22 protein-coding genes are annotated in these 25384 nt (G+C 70.9%); 17 read left to right on the top strand and 5 right to left on the bottom strand.

Going from position 1 to position 25384, the window contains the following annotated elements; translation table 11 throughout:
* Positions 1-13 precede the first annotated feature (13 nt).
* Positions 14-1630, bottom strand: a complete 1617-nt coding sequence (locus tag ABIC61_RS09875) for an ABC transporter substrate-binding protein (RefSeq protein ID WP_354029759.1) — start codon at positions 1628-1630, stop codon at positions 14-16.
* Positions 1631-1662: 32 nt separating this feature from the next.
* On the opposite strand from ABIC61_RS09875, the gene ABIC61_RS09870 reads away from it, so the two are divergent.
* The gene (locus tag ABIC61_RS09870; protein ID WP_144754801.1) at positions 1663-2262 is read left to right on the top strand and encodes a TetR/AcrR family transcriptional regulator; all 600 of its coding nucleotides are present in this window, start codon (positions 1663-1665) and stop codon (positions 2260-2262) included.
* Between the two features lie 49 nt (positions 2263-2311).
* A complete protein-coding gene (locus ABIC61_RS09865) occupies positions 2312-3811 on the top strand; it encodes an ArnT family glycosyltransferase (protein ID WP_354029758.1) in 1500 nt (499 codons plus the stop codon).
* Between the two features lie 42 nt (positions 3812-3853).
* Here ABIC61_RS09865 and ABIC61_RS09860 read toward each other — a convergent pair whose 3' ends face one another.
* Positions 3854-4888 (bottom strand): cation diffusion facilitator family transporter, encoded by a 1035-nt coding sequence (locus ABIC61_RS09860; RefSeq protein WP_354029757.1) that lies wholly within the window; start codon positions 4886-4888, stop codon positions 3854-3856.
* A gap of 235 nt (positions 4889-5123) precedes the next feature.
* On the opposite strand from ABIC61_RS09860, the gene ileS reads away from it, so the two are divergent.
* From ileS to ABIC61_RS09835, 5 genes are read left to right on the top strand one after another with little or no spacing between them, the layout of a single operon-like run.
* Positions 5124-8375, top strand: coding sequence for an isoleucine--tRNA ligase (gene ileS / locus ABIC61_RS09855; protein ID WP_354029756.1), 3252 nt, complete (start codon positions 5124-5126; stop codon positions 8373-8375).
* Positions 8372-9817: a bifunctional folylpolyglutamate synthase/dihydrofolate synthase gene (locus ABIC61_RS09850; protein ID WP_354029755.1), complete on the top strand. Its 1446-nt coding sequence runs from the start codon at positions 8372-8374 to the stop codon at positions 9815-9817. Before ileS ends, ABIC61_RS09850 begins: the two co-directional genes overlap by 4 nt.
* Positions 9814-10239, top strand: coding sequence for a DUF4233 domain-containing protein (locus ABIC61_RS09845; protein WP_354029754.1), 426 nt, complete (start codon positions 9814-9816; stop codon positions 10237-10239). The genes ABIC61_RS09850 and ABIC61_RS09845 overlap by 4 nt, the downstream gene beginning before the upstream one ends.
* A gap of 36 nt (positions 10240-10275) precedes the next feature.
* Positions 10276-10695, top strand: coding sequence for a nucleoside-diphosphate kinase (gene ndk / locus ABIC61_RS09840; protein WP_079238588.1), 420 nt, complete (start codon positions 10276-10278; stop codon positions 10693-10695).
* An 18-nt stretch (positions 10696-10713) separates the two neighbouring features.
* Positions 10714-11562, top strand: a complete 849-nt coding sequence (locus tag ABIC61_RS09835) for a DsbA family protein (protein WP_354029753.1) — start codon at positions 10714-10716, stop codon at positions 11560-11562.
* A gap of 244 nt (positions 11563-11806) precedes the next feature.
* Here the strand turns inward: ABIC61_RS09835 and ABIC61_RS09830 are convergent, their stop codons facing one another.
* A complete protein-coding gene (locus tag ABIC61_RS09830; protein WP_354029752.1) occupies positions 11807-12658 on the bottom strand; it encodes a DsbA family protein in 852 nt (283 codons plus the stop codon).
* 111 nt (positions 12659-12769) lie between these two features.
* Positions 12770-13372 (bottom strand): vitamin K epoxide reductase family protein, encoded by a 603-nt coding sequence (locus ABIC61_RS09825; RefSeq protein WP_260852670.1) that lies wholly within the window; start codon positions 13370-13372, stop codon positions 12770-12772.
* A gap of 267 nt (positions 13373-13639) precedes the next feature.
* Here ABIC61_RS09825 and ABIC61_RS09820 point away from each other — a divergent pair, with 267 nt between their 5' ends.
* Both ABIC61_RS09820 and ABIC61_RS09815 read left to right on the top strand, forming a co-directional pair.
* Positions 13640-16480, top strand: a complete 2841-nt coding sequence (locus ABIC61_RS09820; protein ID WP_354029751.1) for an Rne/Rng family ribonuclease — start codon at positions 13640-13642, stop codon at positions 16478-16480.
* 2 nt (positions 16481-16482) lie between these two features.
* Positions 16483-17331: a hypothetical protein gene (locus tag ABIC61_RS09815; RefSeq protein ID WP_354029750.1), complete on the top strand. Its 849-nt coding sequence runs from the start codon at positions 16483-16485 to the stop codon at positions 17329-17331.
* A gap of 391 nt (positions 17332-17722) precedes the next feature.
* Here the strand turns inward: ABIC61_RS09815 and ABIC61_RS09810 are convergent, their stop codons facing one another.
* Positions 17723-17995: a DUF4031 domain-containing protein gene (locus tag ABIC61_RS09810; RefSeq protein WP_144754770.1), complete on the bottom strand. Its 273-nt coding sequence runs from the start codon at positions 17993-17995 to the stop codon at positions 17723-17725.
* Positions 17996-18173: 178 nt separating this feature from the next.
* Here ABIC61_RS09810 and rplU point away from each other — a divergent pair, with 178 nt between their 5' ends.
* The 8 genes from rplU to ABIC61_RS09770 all read left to right on the top strand — a co-directional run bounded on the left by rplU (position 18174) and on the right by ABIC61_RS09770 (position 25293).
* Entirely contained in the window at positions 18174-18482 is a 309-nt protein-coding gene (gene rplU / locus ABIC61_RS09805; protein WP_079238594.1) for a 50S ribosomal protein L21, read from the top strand.
* A gap of 14 nt (positions 18483-18496) precedes the next feature.
* Entirely contained in the window at positions 18497-18748 is a 252-nt protein-coding gene (gene rpmA, locus ABIC61_RS09800) for a 50S ribosomal protein L27 (protein WP_022905368.1), read from the top strand.
* A 99-nt stretch (positions 18749-18847) separates the two neighbouring features.
* On the top strand, positions 18848-20389 hold the full coding sequence (gene obgE / locus ABIC61_RS09795; protein WP_354029749.1) for a GTPase ObgE: 1542 nt from the start codon (positions 18848-18850) through the stop codon (positions 20387-20389).
* A 7-nt stretch (positions 20390-20396) separates the two neighbouring features.
* Entirely contained in the window at positions 20397-21215 is an 819-nt protein-coding gene (gene proB, locus ABIC61_RS09790; protein ID WP_354029748.1) for a glutamate 5-kinase, read from the top strand.
* 540 nt (positions 21216-21755) lie between these two features.
* Entirely contained in the window at positions 21756-23021 is a 1266-nt protein-coding gene (locus ABIC61_RS09785) for a glutamate-5-semialdehyde dehydrogenase (RefSeq protein WP_354029747.1), read from the top strand.
* A 42-nt stretch (positions 23022-23063) separates the two neighbouring features.
* On the top strand, positions 23064-23264 hold the full coding sequence (locus ABIC61_RS09780) for a hypothetical protein (protein WP_354029746.1): 201 nt from the start codon (positions 23064-23066) through the stop codon (positions 23262-23264).
* Positions 23265-23275: 11 nt separating this feature from the next.
* Complete coding sequence (nadD, locus tag ABIC61_RS09775) at positions 23276-23875, top strand: nicotinate-nucleotide adenylyltransferase (protein ID WP_079238599.1); 600 nt, start codon at positions 23276-23278, stop codon at positions 23873-23875.
* On the top strand, positions 23872-25293 hold the full coding sequence (locus ABIC61_RS09770; RefSeq protein WP_354029745.1) for a hypothetical protein: 1422 nt from the start codon (positions 23872-23874) through the stop codon (positions 25291-25293). Before nadD ends, ABIC61_RS09770 begins: the two co-directional genes overlap by 4 nt.
* Positions 25294-25384: the final 91 nt, after the last annotated feature.

Here is a 25384-nt window from a genome sequence, read left to right as displayed (position 1 = left end):
CTCCAGGCCGGTGTCAGCGGTCGATCCAGGCCGTGCCGAACCACGGCGTCGACACCGCGGTGGTCTGCACGCCGTGCACACTGGAGCGCACCAGGAAGTGGTTCTGCTGGTCGTAGAGGGGGAGCACGGTGCCGCTGTCGAGGATGATCTTCTGCGCCCGCTCGTACAGGTCGCCGCGCTCGGACGTGTCCGAGGTCTGCGCGGCACGTTGCAGCAGGTCGTCGAGCTCCGGGTCGTCGAGCTGGGCGAGGTTCGCGAAGTACCCCGACGGGGCGGGCGTGATGCTCGCGCTGTCGTAGAGGATGCGGAGGACGTCCGCGCCGACCTTCGTGTACGGGGCGCTGACGACGTCGTACTGGTTCGCCGCGAGGGCCGCGTACCAGCTGGACAGGTCGAGCTCCTTGAGGACGACCTTGAAGCCGACGGCCTTCTCGGATGCCTGGATCTGCTGGAACAGGCTGCGCTCGGCAGGGACGGACTGGTTCGTCGACACCGGGAAGGTGACGGTGAGCTGCTGGCCGTCCTTCTCCCTGATGCCGTCGCTGCCGACCTTCCAGCCGGCGTTGTCGAGCAGCTGCTTCGCCTTCGTCGGGGAGTACCCGAACAGGCTCTTGTCGGAGTACCCGTACGGCTCGACGCTGGAGAGCACCGAGTACGAGCGCTTCGCCGTCCCGAGGAAGAGCGACTTGATGCCCGGGTCGATCTCGGCGCCGGCGATGAACGCCTTGCGGACGGCCTCGTCACGGAAGACCCCGTGGCCGGAGTTCAGCTCCAGACGGTTCGACGCACCGGGGCGCGGAGCGTCGAGGTCGCGGATCGAGCCCTTGGCCGACGCCGCCTTGAGCTGGTCGGGCTGGGCGTTGTCGATGACGTCGACCTGGCCGGACTGCAGCGCCGCGTAGCGGGAGGTCGAGTCGGGCAGGAAACGCCAGGTGATGCCGTCGAGCCGGGGCGCGGTCGCTCCCCAGTAGTCACTGTTCTTCTGCAGCGTGACGCGGTCGCCGTGCTTCCAGGCGGTGACCTCGAACGGGCCGGTCCCGACGGGCGAATCGCAGTTGGTCTCCTGCGAGCGCTGCAGGGCCTTCGGCGACTCCATGCCGACCCACGGCTGCGAGAACGACTCGAGCAGGGCGCTGTCCGGACGGCTCAGCGTCAGCGTGACGGTGTGGTCGTCGGTGGCGGTCGCCTTCGTGATCGACTGCAGCGCGAGGTACCCGGTGCTCGACGCCGTCGCCGGGTCCTGCACGTGCTCGATGTTCGCCACGACGGCAGCGGCGTCGAAGGGCGTGCCGTCGGTGAAGGTCACGTCGTCGCGGAGCGTGAAGGTGAGGGTCGTGCCGTCGTCGCTCGTGGTCCACGACTTCGCCAGCGCGGGGACGGGCTTGCCGTCGTCGAGTGCGGTGAGCTCCTCGATGTACTGGCTGGACAGCAGCGCCTGCGGGTAGTTGCCGCCCACGTGCGGGTCGAGGCAGGTGGGTTCGGCGTCGCCCGAGGCGTACACGAGCGTGCCGCCGTCCACCGGCGTGCTGCTGCTCGTCGCGCTGCCGCCGGTGCACCCGGCGAGGACGAGGAGGAGCGCTGCGGCGCCGGCGACCGCCGTGGCGGTTTTCTGTACTGAGTCCAAGATCATGGCTGGACGAGTCTAGCGGTTTACTGGGGCCCATGGACGAACCGATGCGCCGCGGTGGACGGCCCCGACGCTCGAGTGCCGAGGTGCTCGCCGACGCCGCCGCGGAGCTGTTCCTCGAGCAGGGCTACGGCCGGACCACGGTCGACCAGATCGCCGTCCGTGCCGGGGTGAGCCGGGCGACGTTCTTCAACTACTTCACGGCGAAGTCGGACGTGCTCTGGCTCGACCTGGACGCCGCCGTCGCGTCGCTGCCCGGACTGCTGGCGGCGTCGACCGAGCCCTCCGCGGTCCGCGCCGTCGAGGAAGCGCTGCTCGCCGCCGCCCGTGCCCACGACCCCGAGCGGGTCCCGTGGGCGATCGCCCAGGCCGAGGTGATGGGCATCGGTGCCGAACTCGTCGCGAGCGTCGCGACCCGGGTGACGGCGCAGCACGCGACCGTCGCGGCGTTCGTGGCCACGCGGACGGGGGACCACCCGGCGGCGCTCTGGCCGCAGACCGTGTCCGGGGCGATGCTCGGTGCCGCGGGGGCGGCGTTCGGGGTGTGGGTGGCGGACGGCGTCGGTCGTCGGCCGCTCGTCGAGTACGTCGGTGCCGCGCTCACGCCGGTCGCGTCCGGCCTCGACGCGCACTGAGCCGCCGCACCAGCCGGACCGCCCGCCGCGCTGTGGGAGGATCGTCGCCGTGCAGTCGTGGGTACGTGTGGGGCGCTGGCCCGTGTTCGTCGTCATCGCCCTGGCCGGGGTCTTCGTCTGCTTCTGGCACATCGGTCAGCAGACGATCAACGTCGACGAGATCCTCTACGCGCAGGCCGGTTGGCAGTACGTCCACGGCATCGTCACGCTGAACCTCGAGCACCCGCCGACCGCGAAGTACCTCTACGGCCTCGCCCAGTTGGTCGTCGGCGAGGGCATCCTCGGTCCCCGGCTGGTCGCCGGCGCGGCGGTCTTCGGGACCGGTGCCGTCCTCTTCGCCTGGCTGCGCGGTCCGCTCGGCCACTGGGGTGCGCTGCTCGCCGCAGGCCTCTGGTGGCTGACGCCCCGCGGCGCCGGACCCGACCAGTTCGACCCCGGCTCGGGCACCCCGGTGCGCATCGACCGCATCGCGCTCCTCGAGCCGGTCATGGTGTTCTTCGTCGTGGTGGCACTCGCCGCCGCCTGGGTGTGGATCACCTCGAGCAGCCGGTGGCGCTGGGCGTGGGCAGCGCTCGCCGGGGTGGCACTCGGGCTCGCGGTCACCTCGAAGGTCACCGCAGCGCCGTACGTGATCGCGATCGTCGTCCTGCCGATCCTGTTCCGGCGCTGGTGGGAGCTCCTGATCGGCGGGGTGATCGCGGCGGCGGCCTTCGCCGTGACCTTCGTGGCCTGCTACCACCCGGTCGGGATGGTGCACGCGATCCGGTACATGCTCGAGTTCCAGTCCGAGCACGACGCGCAGGGGCACCTGGCCGAGATCGCCGGGCACACCTACCGCTTCGCTCCCTGGTGGGCCGAGTTCTGGTACATGGCACGTGGGGTGACGCCGCTCCTCGCCGTGGTGCTCGCGGTCGGGATCCTCGCAGCCCTGGTGGTCCGCCCCGGACGGCTCGTCCTCTACCTGGTCGCCGCGGCCGTTCCCCTGATGGTGTTCCTCGGGACGTCGAAGGTGGCGCTCGCGCACTACTACGACGCCTGGATGCCGATCGTCATCGCGCTGGCCGCCGTCGGGTACACCCGGCTCGCACAGAGCGTGCGGATCGGTCGTCGTGCTCGGCGGACGACCCCACCGGTCGCGAGGGCAGTGATCGCCGCCGTGGTCGTGCTCGGCGTCGGGGCAGCCGTCGTGCCCGCGGTGCAGCAGACCGTCGCCGTCACCCGGGTCCGCCCGTCCGGTGTCGGGCTCCTCGACCACGCCCTCCGGGCACACGGGATGGACGGCGGCCGGATCCTCTTCACCGCCTACGGGGCACCCGGCTGGCGGCCGTACTTCGCCGACCGGGGTGTCGACGTGCCGGTCAGCGGGCGGTACGGGGCGGTCGTGCAGGGGGTCGACGGACGGTTCCCGGTACCGCCGCAGGTGTCCGACTTCCTCCGGGCGGAGCGGTCACGGCTGACGTCCTTCCGCGTCGACGAGCTGCAGGTGTGGGTGCCGACCGACGGCTCCGAGATCGTGGTCGACGGCGAGTCGGTGACGCTCGGGCGCTGACCGTCACCTGCTGGCGGTCACCTGCTGCCCGCCTGCTGCCCGTCAGTCCGTCCGCAGCGTCCCCGCGCCGCCGGCTGCGACGTCCTCGACCGTGCCGTCCCGGACGACCTCGGGCACCTCGTCGCCCGTCGGCCGCAGCGAGGCGTCCCCGGGGTAGCTCAGTGTGAGGACCGCCTCCTCGATGTACTGGCTGTCCTCCAGCGACTTCTCGACGTCGCGCAACCGCACGGCGACGTGCTCCTCGTTCTCGTTCCCGGTGAGGTCGACCGCGGCGACGAGGTACACCCGCGACGGCCCGACGAACTCCAGGTGCAGGTAGGTGACCCGTTCGATCTGCGAGCGGCCGAGCAGTTCGACGAGCACCGCGTTCTCGAGCTCCGGGGACGTGCTCTCGCCGAGCAGGAACCGGCGGTTGCGGTCGATGAGGATGATCGCGACGACGCCGAGCAGCACACCGATCGCGATCGAGCCGACGGCGTCGAAGACCGCGAGGCCGGTGATCTGGTGCAGGAACACCCCGAGGAACGCGACGACGAGGCCGATCAGCGCGGCGGCGTCCTCGGCGAAGACGGCCCGCAGCGTGGGGTTCGACGACTGCAGCACGTGGCGCAGCACCGGCACCCGGCGCTTCGTCGCGGCCCCGTGCGCCTGCCGGTACGCCTGCAGGAAGCTCGTGCCCTCGAGGCAGAACGACACCGCCAGCACGATGTAGTTCAGCAGGACGTCCTCGGCGGGCCCGGTGTCCCCGAGCTCCGTGATGCCGTGGTAGATCGACACGATGGCGCCCGCGGTGAACAGGCCGAACGCCGCGAACATCGACCAGATGTAGGTCTCGCGCCCGTACCCGAGGGGGTGCGCGGTGTCGCGCTTCCGGGCACCCCGCCGTTCCGCCACGAGCAGGAAGACCTCGTTGCCCGTGTCGGCCCACGAGTGCGCCGCCTCGGCGACCATCGACGCCGATCCCGTGATCAGGGAGGCGATCGTCTTGGCGATCGCGACGAGCAGGTTCGCGCCGAACGCGATGATGACGGTGAGCAGGGACTCAGGGCGGTCCTCCTGCTCAGGAGAGTCGGGCATCGCTCCAGCATGCTCCCGTCCGCTAAACTCTTCTCGAACAGGCGTCGATCCGGCCATCACCGGGGAGCCTCCGGAAGAACGCGGGTCCGCCCGTCAGTAGAACCGGGCGGACCGGGCCGCGAGCGATCCCCGAACACGAGCGGTCGTGGGCAGCAGCCCGCGGCAAGCGAGGTGGTACCGCGGAGCACGCTCCGTCCTCGTGGGAAGTCACATCCGCGATCCTCAGGAGCCCCCGGTGCCGTACCCGCTCAACTCCAGCAACGACGGAGTCACCCCGTCGCCGTCCTTCCCTGCCGTCGAGCAGGGCATCCTCGCCTTCTGGAAGGGTGACGGCACGTTCCAGGCGTCGATCGACCAGCGCGAGGGCTGCGACGAGTGGACGTTCTACGACGGGCCGCCGTTCGCCAACGGTCTGCCGCACTACGGTCACCTGCTGACCGGGTACGCGAAGGACGTCTTCCCGCGTTACCAGACCATGCGCGGCAAGCAGGTGCACCGCCGCTTCGGCTGGGACACGCACGGCCTGCCCGCCGAGCTCGAGGCGATGCGCCAGCTCGGCATCACCGAGAAGCACGAGATCGACGAGATGGGCGTCGACGTGTTCAACGCCGCCGCCAAGAAGTCCGTCCTGCAGTACACCGACGAGTGGCAGCAGTACGTCACCCGTCAGGCGCGCTGGGTCGACTTCGAGAACGACTACAAGACCCTCGACGTGACGTTCATGGAGAGCGTGCTGTGGGCGTGGAAGCAGCTCTGGGACAAGGGTCTGGCCTACGAGGGCTTCCGCGTGCTGCCGTACTGCTGGAACGACCAGACGCCGCTGTCCAACCACGAGCTGCGCATGGACGACGACGTCTACAAGATGCGTCAGGACCAGTCCGTCACGGTGTCGTTCCCGCTGCAGGGTGCGCGCGCCTCGTCGCTCGGCCTGGCCGGCGTGCGTGCGCTCGCCTGGACGACGACCCCCTGGACCCTGCCCACGAACGCCGCGTTGGCCGTCGGGCCTGCGGTCTCGTACGTGGTGCTGCCGGCCGGGCCTGGAGGCGCGACTGACGGTGGTGCCGCCGGTTCCGTCTCCTACTTGTTGGCTTCGGACACCGTGGCCGCCTACGCGAAGGACCTCGGCTACGAGAGCGCGGAGGACGCCGCTGCCGCGGTCGTCCGCACCCTGGCGGGTGCCGAGCTCGACGGCGTCGAGTACGAGCGCCTGTTCGACCACCTCGCCGACACCGAGGGCATGGAACACGCCTGGCGCATCCTGGTCGCCGACTACGTCGAGACCGGCGAGGGCACCGGCATCGTGCACCAGGCCCCGGCCTACGGCGCCGACGACCAGGTGGTCTGCGCCGCCGCCGGCATCCCCGTGGTGCTCTCCCTCGACGAGGGCGGGGTCTTCACCTCGCAGTTCGGCGAGGTCGCCGGCATGCTCTGGTCCGACGCGAACAAGCCGCTGACCAAGGCCGTCCGCGACGCCGGCCGACTGCTCCGCCAGGCGTCCTACGAGCACAGCTACCCGCACTGCTGGCGCTGCCGGAAGCCCCTCATCTACAAGGCCGTCTCGAGCTGGTTCGTCCGCGTGACCGAGTTCCGCGACCGCATGGGCGAGCTGAACCAGGACATCAACTGGGTGCCCGACAACGTCAAGGACGGCCAGTTCGGCAAGTGGGTCGGGAACGCCATCGACTGGTCGGTGTCCCGCAACCGGTACTTCGGCACGCCCATCCCGGTGTGGCAGTCGGACGACCCGTCGTACCCGCGTCAGGACGTCTACGGCTCGCTCGAGGAGATCGAGCGCGACTTCGGGCGCCTGCCCCGGAACGCCGACGGCGAGGTCGACCTGCACCGTCCGTTCATCGACGACCTGACCCGCCCGAACCCCGACGACCCCACCGGGAAGTCGACCATGCGCCGGATCACCGACGTGTTCGACGTCTGGTTCGACTCCGGGTCGATGCCGTACGCGCAGGTGCACTACCCGTTCGAGAACCGCGAGTGGTTCGAGTCGCACAACCCGGCGGACTTCATCGTCGAGTACATCGGGCAGACCCGCGGCTGGTTCTACGTCATGCACGTGCTCTCCACCGCGCTGTTCGACCGCCCGGCCTTCCAGAACGTCATCAGCCACGGCATCGTCCTCGGCTCGGACGGCCAGAAGATGTCGAAGTCGCTGCGGAACTACCCGGACGTGTCCGAGGTGTTCGACCGCGACGGCGCCGACGCGATGCGCTGGTTCCTGATGTCGTCGTCGGTGATCCGCGGCGGCAACCTCGTCGTCACCGAAGAAGGCATCCGCCAGGGCGTCCGCGAGTTCCTCCTGCCGCTGTGGTCGACGTACTACTTCTTCACCCTGTACGCGAACGCGTCGGGGGAGTCGGGGTGCCAGGCCACCCGCCGGACCGACAGCACCGACGTCCTCGACCGGTACCTCCTCGCGAAGACCCGCGTGCTGGTGGCCGACGTGCAGCAGCACCTCGACGCGCTCGACACCCCGCTCGCGGCCCAGGCCGTCCGTGACTTCGCCGACGTGCTGACGAACTGGTACGTCCGTCGGTCGCGCGACAAGTTCTGGCTCGGCGCGGAGTCCTCGCCCGAGGCGAAGGCCGCGTTCGACACGCTGTACACCGTGCTCGAGACGCTCACCCGCGTCGCCGCGCCGCTCGCACCGCTCGTCACCGAGGAGATCTGGAAGGGACTCACCGGCGGGCGGTCGGTGCACCTGGAGGACTTCCCGTCGGCGGACGAGTTCCCCGCCGACGACGCCCTCGTCGCCGCGATGGACCGCGTGCGCGACGTCGCCTCGAAGGGACTCGCGCTCCGCAAGTCGACCGGCAAGCGCGTCCGCCTGCCGCTCGCGACGCTCACGCTCGTCGTGCCCGACCCGACCGCGGTCGAGCCCTTCGCGGACATCCTCCGCGACGAGCTCAACGTGAAGCGGGTCGTGCTCGAGCAGCAGGAGGAGTCCTCCCTCGGCCGCTACGGCATCGAGCGGAAGCTCACCGTGAACGCCCGGGCCGCCGGACCCCGGATCGGCAAGCAGGTGCAGCAGGTCATCCCGGCCGCCAAGAAGGGTGACTGGACCGCGACCGAGACCGGCGTCACCGTCGGCGGCATCGACCTCGTCGAGGGCGAGTACACGCTCGACCTCACCGTCGCCGACGACTCCGTGGCGGTGGCCTTCCTCGACGGCGGCGGGTTCGTGGTGCTCGACACCGTGACCACGCCCGAACTCGAGGCCGAGGGGCTCGCCCGTGACGTCGTCCGCGCCGTGCAGCAGGCCCGCCGTGACGCCGACCTCGACGTCAGCGACCGCATCGTCCTCACCCTCGGTGCGGACGAGGTCGCCGACGCGGCGGTCCGCACCCACCAGCAGCTCATCGCGGGGGAGACCCTGTCGACGAGTGTCGAGATCGTGCCCCTCGGGGCAGACGCCACCACCACCGACGTCGGTGACGGTGCGAAGGTGACCGTGGAGGTGTCACGCGCATGAGCGAGTACCCCGAAGACCCGTCCGAGGACGGCATCGAGATCCCCGTCGGCCCCGCCGGTGAGACGAACCCCGCCGAGGCCGTGCCGTTCGGTGCGGACGACGACGAGGTCACGCGCGTCGAGGCCGCCCTGTACGCCCGGATCGGCGAGCAGTCGCCCGAACACCGACTGTCCGCCACCCGGCGCGCCGTCGAGCTCCTCGGCGACCCGCACCTGGCGTACCCGGTGATCCACCTGACGGGCACGAACGGCAAGACCTCGACCGCTCGGATCACCGAGAGCATCGTCCGGGCGCACGGACTCCGTACGGGCCTGATGACCAGCCCGCACCTCGTGTCGATGCGGGAACGCATCGTCATCGACGGCGCCCCCATCGCCCCGGACCGCTTCGTCGAGAACTGGGACGACATCGCCCCCGTCCTCGAGATGACCGACAAGGAGCTCACCGACAAGGGCGAGCTCCCGCTGACGTTCTTCGAGGCCCTCACCGTGCTCGCCCTGGCGTGCTTCGCCGAGGCACCGGTCGACGTCGCGGTCATCGAGGTCGGCATGGGCGGCGAGTGGGACTCCACCAACGTCGTGCAGAGCCAGGTGTCGGTCTTCACCCCGATCGCCATCGACCACGCCAAGCAGCTCGGCAACACCGTCGCCGAGATCGCCCGCACCAAGTCCGGGATCATCAAGCCGTCGTCGTCCGTCGTGTCGAGCGTGCAGACGCCCGAGGCGCTCGCCGAGCTGCAGCGCGCCGCGGAGCTCACCGAGTCGACGCTCGCGGTCGAGGGCGACGCCTTCCGGGTCGTCGACGTGACGCCGGCCGTCGGCGGGCAGCTCATCACCGTGCAGGGCGTCGCCGGTCGCTACGACGACCTGTTCCTGCCGCTGTTCGGGCGGCACCAGGCCGACAACGCGGCCGTCGCGATCGCCGCCGTCGAGTCGTTCCTCGGCCGCGGGTCGCAGGCCCTCGACGAGGACGTCCTGTCCGAGGGCCTCGCGGGGGCGACCAGCCCCGGCCGGCTCCAGCCGATCGCCACGGGTCCGACCGTCGTGGTCGACGCGGCGCACAACCCGCACGGCGCCCGCGCCCTCGCCGACGCACTGCCGGTGGCGTTCCCGTCCGAGCACGTGGTCGGCGTCGTCGGCATCCTCGGCGACAAGGACGCCCGCGGCTTCGTGCGCGCGCTCAAGGACACCGTCGCGACCTTCGTCGTGACCCAGCCGCCGGGGGAGCGTGCGCTCGACGCAGACGAGTTCGCCCGCATCGTCGTCGACGAGGTCGGCGAGGACCGTGTGGTCGTCGAGCCCTCGCTCGCCGCCGCGCTGCAGGAAGCGCGCGACCTCGCGGACGAGGCGGACGCCGAGGACGCCCTCGTGCTCGTCGCGGGCTCCATCGTGATGGTGGGGAAGGTCATGGACCTGGTCCACGCGGAAGGCGAGACGAAGTGACGGACGCGAACCGTGCCTCCAGGCCGACCGGACCGGGCCGCGCGCCGCGCGTGCGCGGGCCGCGACGCGAACGCGGGGCGCAGGAGAGCCTGCTGTCGATCGCGCTCGTGCTCGAGGCGATCATGTTCTTCTTCCCGATGCTCGTCGTGTTCGGCAAGGGCACCCTGCCGCCCGCCCTGGCGTTCGGCGGCGGCATCGGCGCGATGGTCGTGCTGGCGCTGGCCTCGCGGCTGACGGGCAAGCCCGCCGGTGTATGGTTCGGGTGGCTGCTGCAGGCGGCCATCCTCGCCACCGGGTTCATCGAACCGTTCATGTTCGCGGTCGCCGTGGTGTTCCTGGCGCTGTGGGTCTTCTGCTTCGTCAAGGGCGGTCAGCTCGACCGGCAGAACGCCGCGCGACGCGCCGCACTGGGCGAGGACTGACCACCCCCATTCGACCCCGAACACTAGGAGTTCTGCGTGTCCGACCTCGAAGAGACCCTCGTCCTCGTCAAGCCCGACGGCGTCGCCCGCCAGCTCACCGGTGAGATCCTCCGCCGGATCGAGGCCAAGGGCTACGAGATCGTCGACCTGAAGATGCTGACGGCCCCTCGTGACCTGCTCGACGCCCACTACGAGGAGCACCAGGGCAAGCCGTTCTTCGAGCCGCTCGTCGAGTTCATGCAGTCCGGCCCGGTCGTCGCCGTGCGCGTCGCCGGCAACGGCGTCATCGCCGGCTTCCGATCGCTCGCCGGCACCACCGACCCGACCTCGGCCGCGCCGGGCACCATCCGTGGCGACCTCGGTCGCGACTGGGGCCTCAAGGTGCAGCAGAACCTGGTGCACGGGTCGGACAGCACCGAGTCGTCGGCGCGCGAGCTCGCGCTCTGGTTCGCCTGAGACCGCAGGGAGTCGGAGATGACGAACAACCCACGTCCCACCAAGAACGAGCGTCGCGCCCACGCGCGTGACCTCGCCCGCGAGCGCGCCGCCGCCGAGAAGCGCCGGAAGCGCCGCAACAAGTGGTTCCTCCAGGGCGGCATCGGCCTCGGCATCGTCGCGATCGCGGCCATCGTCGCGATCGTCGTCGTGAACGTGAACAACGCGAACACCGTGTCGGCCACCGGCCCGAAGAACATGGCGACCGGCGCCATCCAGTTCACCGGCGGCGACGGCAAGGTCACCCCGGTGACCACGAAGGCCGTCACGGCGAAGGGCACCCCCTCGGCGGTCCCGACGTCGAACAGTGACGGCGCCGTCGCGGTGACCGAGTACGTCGACTGGGCCTGCCCGGTCTGCAAGCAGTTCGAGGCCGCGTACGCCGACCAGATCCTCGACAAGGTGAAGTCCGGCGACGCGACGCTGGCGATCCAGCCCGTCTCGATCCTCGACCGCAGCTACCAGAGCTCGCGCTACGCCAGCCGTGCCGCGAACGCCGCGATGTGCGTCGCGAACTACGCCCCGGACAAGTTCCTCGACGTCCAGACGCAGTTCTTCGACAACCAGCCGGAAGAGGGCACCAAGGGTCTGACGAACGCCGAGATCGCGAAGCTCGTGAAGGCGGGCGGCGCGACCGGGTCGAAGGTCTCGGAGTGCTTGTCGAGCGAGCAGTTCAAGGGCTGGGTGACGCGGTCGACCAGCCTCGTGACGAGCAACCCGGACCTGCAGGGCACGCAGGGCTTCGGCACGCCGACGATCGTCGTCAACGGCAAGAAGGTCGACACGCTGACGAACGTCATCAGCGAGATCGACGCTGCCGCGAAGTAGCCGCCCGTTCCACGACGAAGGCCCCCGCATCCGATCGGATGCGGGGGCCTTCGTCGTGCGGGGCGCGTTCGGGTTGCGCGCGTTGTTCGACATGGCACCAGTCGATCGACGCGCGTCGTGTCGGAGGGTGCACGTGCATCCGATGCGGGCACATCGACCGACATCACGCTCGTCGATCGACTCGCGCGGTGTCGTGTTCGGCGTGCGAACCCGGGCGCGGACGCGGGCGCGAGCGCGCGCGGCGCTACGCGGCGCCGCCGTTCTGCTCGACGAACGCAGCGAAGGCGTCCGTGTCGGTGAGCGACCCGTTGTACTGCTTGCCGTTCACGATGACCGTCGGGGTGCCGGTGACCTTCGCCAGCGACGAGTTCGGGATCGCCTCGTTCAGCACCCGGTTCGTGGCGTCGGCCACCCACCCGGCGAAGTGCTGCGAGGTGATGCAGGACGCGACCTCGCTGTTCGTGGCGCCGGCGGCCTTCGCCAGGGACGCGAGCTTGTCGTTCGTCAGGCCTCGCGTGCTCTCGGACGGCTGGTTCTCGTACAACGACGTGTTGTAGGCCAGGAACGCGTCGGGGTCGTAGTTCGCGACGCACGCGGCGGCGGCAGCGGAGCGCGTGGAGTACTTCGACCCGAGGGACACCCGGTCGAGCAGGTTGAACGGGTGCAGCTCGAGCGTCGCCGAGCCGTCCTGCACCCACTGCTGGATCTGGGGCATCTGGCTCGTCTCGAACTGGTTGCAGTACGGGCACATGTAGTCCGAGTACACCGTGATGTTCGCGACGGAGTCGTCCTGCTTCGTCGGCGTCGGCTTCCCGCCCTCAGGTGTGGCCTTCGTCTCGACGGGGACGATCTTCCCGTCCACCCCGTGCAGCAGGACGCCGTCGCTCGCCATGTTCCTCGGCCCGGGGCCGGCGGGCTGCACCGAGTTCGCGATCACCACGACGACGATCGCGATGACCGCGAGACTGCCGACGATGATCCCGCTGATGCCCAGCGTCCGGTTGCGGCGGCGTCGCGCCTGCTCCTGCACGCGGGCGACCCGTGCGCGTTCCCGCGCGGCGTCCCGACGTGCCTTCTTGCTCTCGTTCTCGCTCATCGAGATCGAGCGTAGGTCGCGCAGGGACGCGGATCGGCCCCGCTGGCTGGGAAGCACCCAGGAATTCGGTGACGCGTCATCGATGAGTCATCGACAACCCTCAGCCGAGGCTCAGAAGGACTGCAGGATCGTCGGGAACTTGATCAGGATCGTGACGACGATGAAGAGGTAGTTCGCCAGCGGGAACGCCCAGCAGAACGGGAGCAGGACACGCCCGAGTCGCTGCGTGCGGGCGCCGAAGCGTCCCTGCGCGGCGTTCCAGATCGTGAACACCCAGAACATCGGGATCGTCATCGACCACACGAGCATGCACCACGGGCACAGGGCGCCGATGAACCAGACGGTCTGGGTGAACAGCCACGTGACGAACACCCACGCCAGGAAGACGCCCGCGTTGAACGCGATCCAGAACCACCGCGAGCCGTTCCGGAAGCCCGCGAGCAGCATCACCGCGACCGCGATCGGCGCGACGAAGCCCATCACGCCGAGCAGCGGGTTCGGGAATCCGAACAGGTGTCCCTGCCAGCTGGCCATCACGTCCGAGCAGCTGATGAACGGGTTGACGTCGCAGGACAGCACCTTCTTCGGGTCCGCGTACTTCGCGAACTCGTCGAGGACGAGCGAGAAGGACCCGTAGAGACCGACGGCGCCGGTGATCAACAGGAACACCGCGATGGCGATCGGACGGCGGGCGGCAGGTGCTGGCGAGCTCACGGCGTCATCATCGCACGCCCGTTCCGGTCCTTTCCGGGTGCGGCATGCGATAATCGTCGGAGGTCGTGCGGCCATCCGCACGACGATGAGAGCTTTCCGGGCGCCGCCCGGACGATCAGGTGTGGTGAGAGCGCACCGTGGCCTGGATGCGCGCGACGCACCGGTCACAAGACAGCGAACGCGGGGGCGTGGTCGCCACCCGTCACAACTACAGAGTTCCCGCCGCCCGACACGGGCGCGAGCGGGGTCAAGGAGTGCACCAGGTCCATGGTGGAGCAGAACAACGACAACACGAACAACGAAGAAGTCGCACCGAAGCGTCGCGGTCGCCTGTTCGGCGGCCGTCGCGCCCGGTCGGCGGGCAGCCTGGAGGCACGGGGTGACGCCGCGCAGGCGGCTCCCGTCGACGAGACGGTCGCGCTGACGGACGAGGCGGTCGCCACGTCGGGATCGGTCCAGCCCGCCGACGCGGTGCCGGTCTCGGTCGAGGTCGACGCGGTCGCCAGCCCGAGCGACGAGCCGCACGACGTGAGCACCCTCACCGGCGACCTGCCGGTGGTGGACGCGACCACGGCGCCGACGGTGAGCGACGAGGCGGGGGCAGACCGCGCCTCCGGTCCGGACGCCGCGGCGACAGCCGCACCCGCCGGACCGGAGACGCCCGCGGCACCCGCCGCCGAGGAGCCGTTCGTCCCGAAGGCGACGAGCACCCTCAGCCTGATCTTCCACGCCCCCGTCCTGCCGGAGCTGCCGTACCGCGCCCCGCGTGACGAGCGGGACGAGGACGACGACGAGCAGGGCGGCGGACGCCGCCGTTCGCGTCGCCGTGGCACGAGCGCCGACCGTGAGTCGCGCGAGCACCGCGAACCGCGTGACCACCGCGAGCCGCGCGACCACCAGGAGCCGCGCCGGCGCGAGGTCGAGTACATCACCGAGCCGCAGAAGGTGAAGGGCTCGACGCGACTCGAGGCGAAGAAGCAGCGTCGTCGCGACGGGCGTGACGCCGGCCGTCGTCGCCAGGTCGTGACGGAGGACGAGTTCCTCGCGCGCCGCGAGAGCGTCGACCGCCAGATGATCGTCCGGTCGAGCGCCTCCAAGATCGAGATCGGCGTGCTCGAGGACGGCATCCTCGCCGAGCACTACGTCACCAAGTCGCACAACGTGTCGCTCATCGGCAACGTGTACCTCGGCAAGGTCCAGAACGTCCTGCCCTCGATGGAGGCGGCCTTCGTCGACATCGGTCGCGGGCGCAACGCCGTGCTGTACGCGGGCGAGGTCGACTGGAACTCGGTCGACACCGGCAACCACGGTCGCCGCATCGAGGCCGCGCTCAAGCCCGGCGACAAGGTCCTCGTGCAGGTCACGAAGGACCCGGTCGGCCACAAGGGCGCCCGCCTGACCAGCCAGGTCTCGCTGCCCGGCCGCTACCTCGTGTACGTGCCGAACGGCTCGATGAACGGCATCTCGCGCAAGCTCCCGGACACCGAGCGCGCTCGCCTCAAGAAGATCCTCAAGGAGGTCCTCCCCGAGCACGCCGGCGTCATCGTCCGCACGGCTGCCGAGGGCGCGACCGAGGAGCAGCTGACCCGCGACGTGCAGCGGCTCACCAGCCAGTGGGAGGCGATCCAGAAGAAGGTCGCGAACGGCCAGGCGCCGGTCATGCTCCACTCGGAGCCCGACCTGCTCGTCAAGATCGTCCGCGACGTCTTCAACGAGGACTTCACGAAGCTCATCATCGACGGCTCCGCCGCGCGCGAGACCATCGACGAGTACCTCACCGCCGTCGCGCCCGACCTCAAGGACCGCGTCGAGATCTACGACGGACCGGACTCCTTCGAGGAGCACCGCCTCAACGAGCAGATCGAGAAGGCCCTCGACCGCAAGGTCTGGCTGCCCTCCGGTGGTTCGCTCGTGATCGACCGCACCGAGGCCATGACGGTCGTCGACGTCAACACGGGGAAGTTCGTCGGGTCCGGCGGCAACCTCGAGGAGACGGTCACGAAGAACAACCTCGAAGCCGCCGAGGAACTCGTCCGACAGCTCCGCCTGCGCGACATCGGCGGCATCATCGTCGTCGACTTCATCGACATGGTGCTCGAGTCGAACCGCGACCTCGTGCTGCGCCGACTCGTCGAGTGCCTCAGCCGCGACCGCACCAAGCACCAGGTCGCCGAGGTCACCTCGCTCGGGCTCGTGCAGATGACCCGCAAGAAGATCGGCGTCGGGCTCCGCGAGTCCCTCGACGAGGTCAACGCGCAGGTCAACGACAACAACGCGGACCCCGGCCCCTCGAAGGGTCGCCGCAAGGGCCGCAGCGGGAACGGGTCGAACGGCAACGGCCACGGCGGCGGCAACGGGTCGAACGGCAACGGCGGCAGCAGCGCCGGGTCGTCGCACGGCTCCTCGTCGCAGGCGCACCAGATCACGGACGACGTGAAGAACGCCCTGTCGCGCATCGCCGCGTCGACCATCCCGCACGAGGAGCACGAGGGCGCAGCGACGCCGGCGTCGGCCTCGTCCGCGCCGTCGGCAGCGTCGGTTCCCTCGGCGCCCTCGGCCCCGGAGAACGGCGAGTCGTCGTCCGGGCAGGAGCACGGCGAGCAGGCCTCCGGGTCGAAGCGTCGTCGTCGCCGCGGTGGCCGTGGTGCCGGCGCGCCCGACGCGAACGCCACCACCGAGGTCGCACCCGAGCCCATCGACGAGCCCACCGCGGAGCCCACCGCGGAGCCCGCCGCGGAGTCCGCCGCGCCGTCGTCCGCGCCTGAGTCTGCTGCCGCCGCCGTCCCGGAGGTCGTGCCCGCCGCCGAGCCCGCCGAGCCCGCGAAGGCACCGACGCGTCGCCGGGTCAGCTCGAGCGCACCGGTGACCCCGACCGAGACGTCCGTCGCGATCCTCGACATCCCGATCGCCGCCACGAAGCGCGAGCCGCGCAAGGTCAGCGGTGACGCCGAGTCCCTGCTCGACTCCGTCCTGCAGGCGCTCCCGGAGCCGAAGCAGCCGGGGCAGGGCCGTTCGCGGTCGCGCCGTGTCTCGTCCCCGAGCATCAGTGCACCGGCGACCGCCGAGGGCGACGCCACCGACGACGGCGCAGTGATCCTGGGGAACTGACGATGTCGAACCCGGGTGACCCGCAGCGGTCGCAGCAGGATCGTGGGTACTACGGTGCGGGCTGGTCGCAGCCCGCACCGCCCCAGCCGGGGTCGTCCCGGTCTGCAGTGCCGTCGCAGCCCGGCGGACCGTACGCTGCCGGGCCGTACGCACCTCCGCGTCCACCCCGGCAGCCGGCCGATCCGAGGAAGGCCTGGGCGCCGGGCGCCTCGGTCACGAACACCGCCGGCGCGCTCATCGCCGTCGTGTCACTCGTGCTCGTCGAGTTCGTCTCCGGGATGATCGGGCTGATCGGGACCTCGCTCGTGGTGCACCCGTTCTCGACCTACGGCACCGGGGACAGCCTGGTGAGCGGGTTCGTCACGGGGGTCTTCCTCGCGCCGTTCCCGTTCTACGCCGGCGCGTTCCTGGCGCTCGCGTTCCTGACTCCGATCGCCCGCCGCAGCCCCCTGCCCACCGTGCTGCTCCGTGCCGTGCTCGCCGGGGCCGCCGGCACCATCGCCCTCGCGCTCGTCGGGGTCTTCACCGGCTCCGTCGGTGCGATCCGGTCCGGGGGAGCGCGTCTGGTGATCGACGTCTTCACGACCCCGCTGCAGAACGGCGTCCCGTTCACCGTGATGCTCCTGGCGACGTCGACCGCGGCGTGGCTGTGGCTCGGGCGTCCGCGTGGTGGGCGTCGTGCGCCGGGAGCCCCGGGCACGCCGGGCACCGTGCGGCCTGCCGACGCCGTGCCGCCCGCGACCGTGCAGCCCCCGGCACCGCAGCACGGGGTGCCGCAGCAGCCGCCGGTGCCGCCGTACGGCGGCCAGCAGCCCCCGACCAACCCGTGGGGTGGTCCGGCGCCGCGCTGACCCGTCAGCGCGCCTGCGTGCCGCGCGCTGCGTGCTGCGTGCTGCGTGCTGCGCGCGTACGGTGCGAGGTTCCGCGCCCGGTGGGAGGCTCTGGCCCTCGCACCATGGTCGGGACCTCGCACCACGCGCAGGAGGCCGCGCGCGGTGCAGAGCCGGCGACGCACCGTGCGAGGTGCGTGACGAGGCGGAGGTGCGCCGTGCCTCCAGGCCGCGTGTCGTGGGGCGAGGCGGGCCGGCCGTGCGTCGACTCGGTACGACTTCTCCGCTGTCGTACGACGTCGGGGCCGTCGCACGTTGCAGGCGCAGGTTGTTGCACGCGCGGGGTGACGACGACTCCGCTGTCCTACGACGTCGGGCCTGTCGTTCCGGGTCCGCGCCCGGCCCGGCGGCGTCAGAGCGCGCGCTTGTCCCGCTGCGCGACGCGCAGCCCGCTCGCGATGAGCCGCAGCACCAGCTCGCGACCGGTGACCGCCGAGGCCCCGGCGGCGACGAGTTCGTCGTACCGGGAGAGCGGCACGTCGTAGTGGTCGTGGTCGAACGCCCGGCGCGGGATACCGGCCAGTTCGGCGAACGCGTGCAGCTCGTCGTAGGATGAGTCACTGACGAGGTGCGACCACAGAGTGTCGTGAGCGGGCCACGTCGGCGGGTCGATCAACACGGTCACACGGCAATCGTACGTGTGTCGCCGTTTGACCGGACCTGGGGGCATCGAGTATTCTCGATCCCTGGTGTCAGCGGGCCGTTCTGCCTGCGTCGCCGATCGGGCCCGGCCTCCGGGAACCGCTCGTGCAGAAGTGGGCACCCGAGACTTCCCTCAAGCAGAAATACGTAAGGATTTCCACGTGGTTTACGCAGTAGTGCGCGCCGGCGGCCGTCAGGAAAAGGTCGAGGTCGGGACGATCATCACCCTCGACCGCGCCAAGGCAGACGACAAGGGCAACATCGACCTCGCCCCGGTGCTCCTCGTGGACGGTGACAAGATCACGTCGGCGGCTTCCGAGCTCGCCAAGGTGACCGTCACCGCCGAGGTGCTCGAGGACCTCCGTGGTCCGAAGGTCGTCATCCAGAAGTTCAAGAACAAGACCGGGTACAAGAAGCGCCAGGGTTTCCGCGCTGAGCTCACCCGTGTCAAGATCACCTCGATCGCGTAAGGCGGGAGTAGAAGATGGCACACAAGAAGGGTGCGAGCTCCACTCGCAACGGTCGTGACTCGAACGCACAGCGCCTCGGCGTGAAGCGCTTCGGTGGCGAGGTCGTCAACGCCGGCGAGATCATCCTCCGCCAGCGTGGCACCCACTTCCACCCGGGCGCCAACGTCGGCCGCGGTGGCGACGACACGCTGTTCGCCCTCTCGGCCGGTTCGGTCGAGTTCGGCACCAAGGGCGGCCGCAAGGTCGTCAACATCGTCAACGCGTAACACCACCGACGATCTGACTCTGCGGGAGGGGCGGGCCACGTGCCCGCCCCTCCCGTTCTCTTTTCTGCAACAGCTCGTGCAACACCTAGGAGTGGACCCATGGCGACCTTCGTCGACCGCGTGACCCTGCACCTCACCGCGGGGAACGGCGGCAACGGCTGCGTGTCGGTCCGCCGTGAGAAGTTCAAGCCCCTCGCCGGCCCGGACGGCGGCAACGGCGGTGACGGTGGCGACATCGTCCTCGTCGCCGACCCGCAGGTGACGACCCTGCTCGGGTACCACCGCTCGCCGCACCGTTCCTCGAAGAACGGCCAGCCCGGCATGGGCGACATGCGGAGCGGCATCAGCGGCGAGACGCTCGAGCTGCCCCTGCCGATCGGCACCGTGGTGCACGACGAGAACGGCGAGGTGATCGCCGACATGACCGAACCGGGCATGCGCGTCGTGATCGCCCCCGGTGGTCAGGGCGGTCTCGGCAACGCCGCGCTCTCGACCACGAAGCGCAAGGCCCCCGGGTTCGCGCTCCTCGGGACCGAGGGCTGGTCGGGCGACGTCAGCCTCGAGCTGAAGACGATCGCCGACGTCGCACTCGTCGGGTTCCCCAGCGCAGGCAAGTCCTCGCTCATCGCCGCGATCTCCGCCGCGAAGCCGAAGATCGCCGACTACCCGTTCACGACCCTCACGCCGAACCTCGGCGTCGTCGAGTCCGGGTCCACCCGCTTCACCGTCGCGGACGTCCCCGGCCTGATCGAGGGCGCGTCGGAGGGCAAGGGCCTCGGCCTCGAGTTCCTCCGCCACGTCGAGCGCTGCGAAGCCCTGCTGCACGTCATCGACTGCGCCACGCTCGACCCGGGCCGCGACCCGATCACCGACCTCGACGTCATCCTCGGCGAGCTCGAGCGCTACCCGGTCCCGGAGGGCCAGGTGCCGCTGCTCGAGCGTCCGCAGATGATCGCGCTCAACAAGGTCGACGTGCCCGAGGCGGCCGAGCTGGCGGAGTTCGTCACTGCCGAGCTCGAGGGCCGCGGCTACCGCGTCTTCCCGATCTCCACCGCGTCCCGCAAGGGCCTGCGGGAACTGACGTTCGCGCTGGCCGACGTTGTCTCCGCCGCGCGTGCGACCAAGGCCGCCGAGCCGGCGCCGGAGCGGATCGTCCTCCGTCCCAAGGCCGTCGACGACAAGCCGTTCACGATCCGCGCCGAGGGCGGCGAGGAGCACCGCTTCTACCGCATCCGCGGCGCGAAGCCGGAGCGCTGGGTCCAGCAGACCGACTTCACCAACGAAGAGGCGATCGGGTACCTCGCCGATCGCCTGGCGAAGCTCGGCGTCGAGGGCGGCCTGTTCAAGGCCGGCGCGGTCGCCGGGTCCACCGTCGTCATCGGTGGGGACGGCGGCACGGTCTTCGACTGGGAGCCCACCCTCACCTCGACCGCCGAACTCATCACGAGTGCCCGCGGTACCGACGCCCGCATCGGGGCGACCTCGCGTCCGACCCGCAACGAGCGTCGCGAGGAGTACTTCGAGCGCATGGACGCCAAGGCGGCCGCGCGTGCCGAGCTCGAGCAGGAGCGCATCGCCGGACTGTGGGCGGAGGACGGGGAGCTGTCCCCTGCCGCATCCGACCAGGACGACAGGGACTGACCGCAGCATGACCGACACGACCGCACGCACCGACCTCGGACCCGTTCGCCGGCGCGAGGACATCCCGCGTGCCAGGCGGATCGTGGTCAAGGTCGGGTCGTCGTCGGTCAGCGGTGACAACACCGCGCAGATCGCTCCGCTGGTGGACGCCCTCGCGGCCGCGCACGCCCGGGGGACCGAGGTCGTGCTCGTGTCGTCCGGCGCCATCGCCACGGGGTTCCCGTTCCTCGGCCTGGAGGGGCGCCCCGACGACCTGGCCACCCAGCAGGCGGCTGCGGCGACCGGGCAGAACGTCCTGATGTTCCGGTACCAGAAGGAACTCGACCGGCACGGTGTGGTCGCGGCGCAGATCCTCCTCACCGCGGGGGACCTGCAGAACCCGACGCACCGGGTGAACGCGCAGCGGGCGGTCGACCGGCTGCTCGCACTGCGGGTGCTGCCGATCGTGAACGAGAACGACACCGTCGCGACCCACGAGATCCGCTTCGGCGACAACGACCGGCTCGCGGCCCTCGTGGCACGCCTGCTCGGGGCCGATGCGCTCGTGCTGCTCTCCGACGTCGAGTCGCTGTACACGCGGCCGCCGGAGCAGCCCGGTGCGGCGCCGATCACGCGCGTGCCGTTCGGGGACGAGCTCGCCGGTGTCACGTTCGGTTCGATCGGTGCCGCGGGCGTCGGGACCGGGGGCGCGGGGACGAAGGTCGCTGCCGCCCGCCTGGCCGCCGAGGCGGGGACGTCGGTGCTCGTGACGGCGACGGCGCTCGTCGAGCGGGCGCTCGCGGGCGAGCAGGTGGGCACCTGGTTCGAGGCGGCGCCCCGCACCTGAGCGGGTCCGTCCGGCTGGGCGCGCTGGTCGGCGCGCGGTCGGCGCGGAGCCGCGAGGTCGCTCGATCTGTCGCCACACGCGACAGCTCGCGGCGTGTCGTGCGACCTCGGCGATCGGCAGGCGGCGTGTTGCGCGACTTCGTCGCGTCTCCGGACTGGAGGCGCGGCTCGGCCCCGGCGCTCGGCGCGCCCTGGCGCGGTCGGTGCCTTGGTGCGGTCGCCGCCCTGGTGGGGGCGGCGCCTTGGTGCGGTCGGCGAGCGGGCGAAACACGTCCCGCTCGGCGGGCGGTGGAACCCGTCCCGCTCGGCGAGCGGGTGGAACACGTCCCGCTCGGCGCGGATCGGTGACCGTTCTCGCCCGCTCGGCGGGCGTGAGCGGCACGTCGTGACCGCTCGACGGCGGACGTGCCCGCCTGTTCCGGGGCGCTGCCGACTCGAGGACAGGCGGCCGATCCCTCCACAGGAGGTGCGCCTCCAGGCCGCGTCCACAGGCGGACCTGACCGCCGTCATGCGGCGAGGGCCCGCGCCTAGAATCGAGCCATGTCGCTGACCGCACCCGCACCGACCCTGACCGACAAGCTCGTCGCCGCCCGCGACGCGTCGTCGGCCCTCGCCACGGCGACCACCGCGGTGAAGGACGCAGCGCTCCTCGCGATCGCGGCCGGGGTGCGCGCGGCCACTGACGAGATCGTCGCCGCGAACCACGGCGACCTCGTGGCCGGGGAAGAAGGCGGCCTGTCCGGGGGGCTCCTCGACCGGCTGCGGCTCGACCCCGCTCGGATCGAGGCACTCGCGGCCGCGGTCGAGCACGTCGTCGGACTGACCGACCCGGTGGGGGAGCACGTCCGCGGATCACGTCTGGCGAACGGCCTGCAGCTCACCCAGGTCCGGGTGCCGTTCGGGGTCGTCGGCGCGATCTACGAGGCGCGGCCGAACGTCACGGTCGACATCGCCAGCCTCGCGTTGAAGAGCGGCAACGCCGTGGTCCTGCGCGGGGGATCGGCTGCGCAGCGGACGAACGCCGTGCTGGTCGCACGCCTCCAGGACGCCGTGGCCTCGGTGGGCCTGCCGCGGGAACTCGTGCAGACCATCGACGAGTTCGGCCGCGCCGGGGCGACCGATCTGATGCGGGCTCGCGGGCTGGTCGACGTCCTCATCCCGCGCGGGAGTGCCTCCCTGATCCAGACGGTCGTCACCGAGTCCCAGGTGCCCGTGATCGAGACCGGCGCCGGGGTCGTGCACGTGTTCCTCGACGAGTCGGCGCCGCTCCAGCGCGCCGTCGACATCGTGCTCAACAGCAAGGTCCAGCGGCCGAGCGTGTGCAACGCCCTCGAGACGCTCCTGGTGCACGAGCGTGCGGCCGAGCGGCTCCTGCCGGCCCTCGCCGACCGACTCCGCGCCGCCGGGGTGACCCTGCGCGGTGACGACGCCACCCGTGTGATCGTCCCCGGGGTGCTCCGCGCGACGGACGCCGACTGGGCGACGGAGTCGATGGACCTCGATCTCTCGATCCGCGTCGTGCCGGACGTGGACGCGGCGATGGCGCACATCGCCCGGTGGTCGACGCACCACACCGAGTCGATCGTGACGAACGACGTCGACACGGCCGAGCGCTTCATCGCAGAGGTCGACTCCGCGGTCGTGATGGCGAACGCGGCGACGCGGTTCACCGACGGCGGCGAGTTCGGGTTCGGCGCCGAGGTCGGGATCTCCACCCAGAAGTTGCACGCCCGTGGGCCGATGGGACTGCCCGAGCTCACGAGCACCAAGTGGATCGTGCGCGGGCAGGGCCAGATCCGCGGCTAGACTGAACGGCGACTTCCCCCGACCGAACGGAGCATCGGACACATGACCTTCCTCGCAGAAGTCGCTGAGCACGCCTCGGGCGTCCCCGCGTACGTCTTCCCGCTCGTCGGTGCGCTCTTCTTCGCGTTCCTCGGGTTCGTGACCTGGAGCTTCCGTGACGTGGCCTACCGTCACTCGCAGAAGTTCGAGGCCACCCGCCACCACGAGACGGGTGTCGACGAGTTCGGCCACACCAAGATCTGACGCGCCACTCCATGCTCGAGAGCACGGGCCGCCCTCGCATCGGTGTGATGGGTGGCACCTTCGACCCGATCCACCACGGTCACCTCGTGGCGGCGTCGGAGGTCGCTCGTGCCTTCGACCTCGACGAGGTGGTCTTCGTCCCCACCGGTCAGCCGTACATGAAGTCGGGCGTGACCGACGCCGAGCACCGGTACCTCATGACGGTCATCGCGACCGCGTCGAACCCGATGTTCACCGTGAGCCGCGTCGACATCGACCGGCCAGGGCCGACCTACACCGTCGACACGCTCCGTGATCTGCACGACCAGCGGCCGGATGCGCAGCTCGTATTCATCTCCGGCGCAGACGCCGTCCAGCAGATTGTCGACTGGAAAGACCATGATGGTCTCTGGGACCTCGCGCACTTCGTCGCCGTGACGCGTCCGGGACACGCCTTGAGCATCACCGGATTGCCCGAACGGGACGTAAGCTTGCTCGAAGTTCCCGCGCTGGCCATATCGTCGACCGATTGCCGCGACCGGGTGAGACGCGGTTTCCCCGTGTGGTACTTGGTCCCCGACGGTGTCGTCCAGTACATCTCCAAGCACCATCTGTATCGGAGCGTTGCATGAGTTCGTCCGACGCGCAGCCGCCACTGTCGCGGCGCCAGGCGCGCGAGCGTGAGCGTGCCGCCGCGGCCGGCGCACAGCCCGTGACGCCGCCGCCGACCGTCGCGGCCCCGGCTGAACAGCCGGAGACCCGCCACCGTCCCGGATCGCACGTCGCGCCCGCACCGGGCGCGCCAGCTCAGTCGGCGGCGCCCACGTCCGCTGCGCCTGCCTCCGCTGCCGGACCGTCGTCCGCTGCAGCGCCGACCTCGGCCTCCGCAGCGCCGACCTCGGCGTCCTCGGCACCGGCCGGGGTTCCGGCGATGCCCCCGGCGTCCGCGACCGAGATCGTCCCCGGTTCCGGTGGGCTGACCCGTCGGCAGATCCGCCTCATGCGTGAGGCCGACGGCGGAGCGGTCCAGCCCGTTCCGCTGCAGAACCCGACGCCGCAGTCCTCCGACCGCACCGTGCAGGACGTGCTCGGCTCGGTCGACTCCCTGCAGGAGACTCCCCGCGCAGCCTCGGGCCAGCCCGACGCCGTGGCCGACGCTGCCGACACCGAGCCGGCACCCGAGACCGTCGTGCTGGACCAGGCAGCGGTCGCCCAGGCGACCGAGGCCGACGGTTCGCCGGACGCCATCGAGCCTCTCGAGACCGCCGTCGCCAACAGCGAGGAGCCGCGTCGGCACCGCTCGACCTGGGCGCCGCACGACGCGCCCGAGGGTGACGCCGATGCCGCTGCGACCGCGATGCCGACACCGACCGGTGTCCCCGCCGTCGAGTCGTCCACGCCGGCGGTGTTCCCGCTGTCGCTCGACGACGACGACACGAACGAGGTCCCCGTCCAGGCAGCGCCGACGTCCGCGCCGCGCTCCGCCGGGAGCGACGACGACGCTGCGGACGCCGCACCCCGTGTGCCCGCATCGTTCCAGCGCCCGTCCGAGCCGAAGCCCCTCACGACGGCGTTCGAGCCGCCGGTGGGCCACTGGTCGCAGCAGGCGCACGACTCCAACGACGCCGAGATCCACGACGAGGAGACCGGCACCCGACGCGTCGCCGTGACGAACACGAACGCGATCGTCCTGCCGAACTCGGCCCTCGCCGACCCGACCGGGGCTCTCAACGCCACGGGCGAGGTCATCCTCACGGGTTCGATCGACCTGCCGGCGTCGCTGTCCTCGACCGGGTCGCACCGGCCGATCGACGGCGCCGAGGTGGACCGCCTGCTCGAGCAGCACGACGAGCAGCCCGACACGGACGCCAGCCCGGTCCGTGCCAGCCGAGCGGTGTCGAGCCACACCTCGACGCGTCAGGTCGTCCTCGCCGCCGCCAAGCCGAAGGAGTCGCGCATGCCGGTCATCCTCGGCGTGACGGCTGGTGCGGTCGGTGTCGCCGCGGCCGCGGTCATCGTCGCCGCGCTCCTCATCACCCACCCGTTCTGAGCCCTCCCCACCACGCACGGCCTGGCCGGGTGCCGGTGGGTGGCTTATGATCGGGTCCCATCAAGCGATCCGGACACTCCCGGGTCGACGA

This window comes from Curtobacterium sp. 1544, assembly GCF_040544915.1.
GTDB lineage: Bacteria > Actinomycetota > Actinomycetes > Actinomycetales > Microbacteriaceae > Curtobacterium > Curtobacterium pusillum_C.
This window is presented reverse-complemented; position numbering and strand designations above follow the sequence as displayed.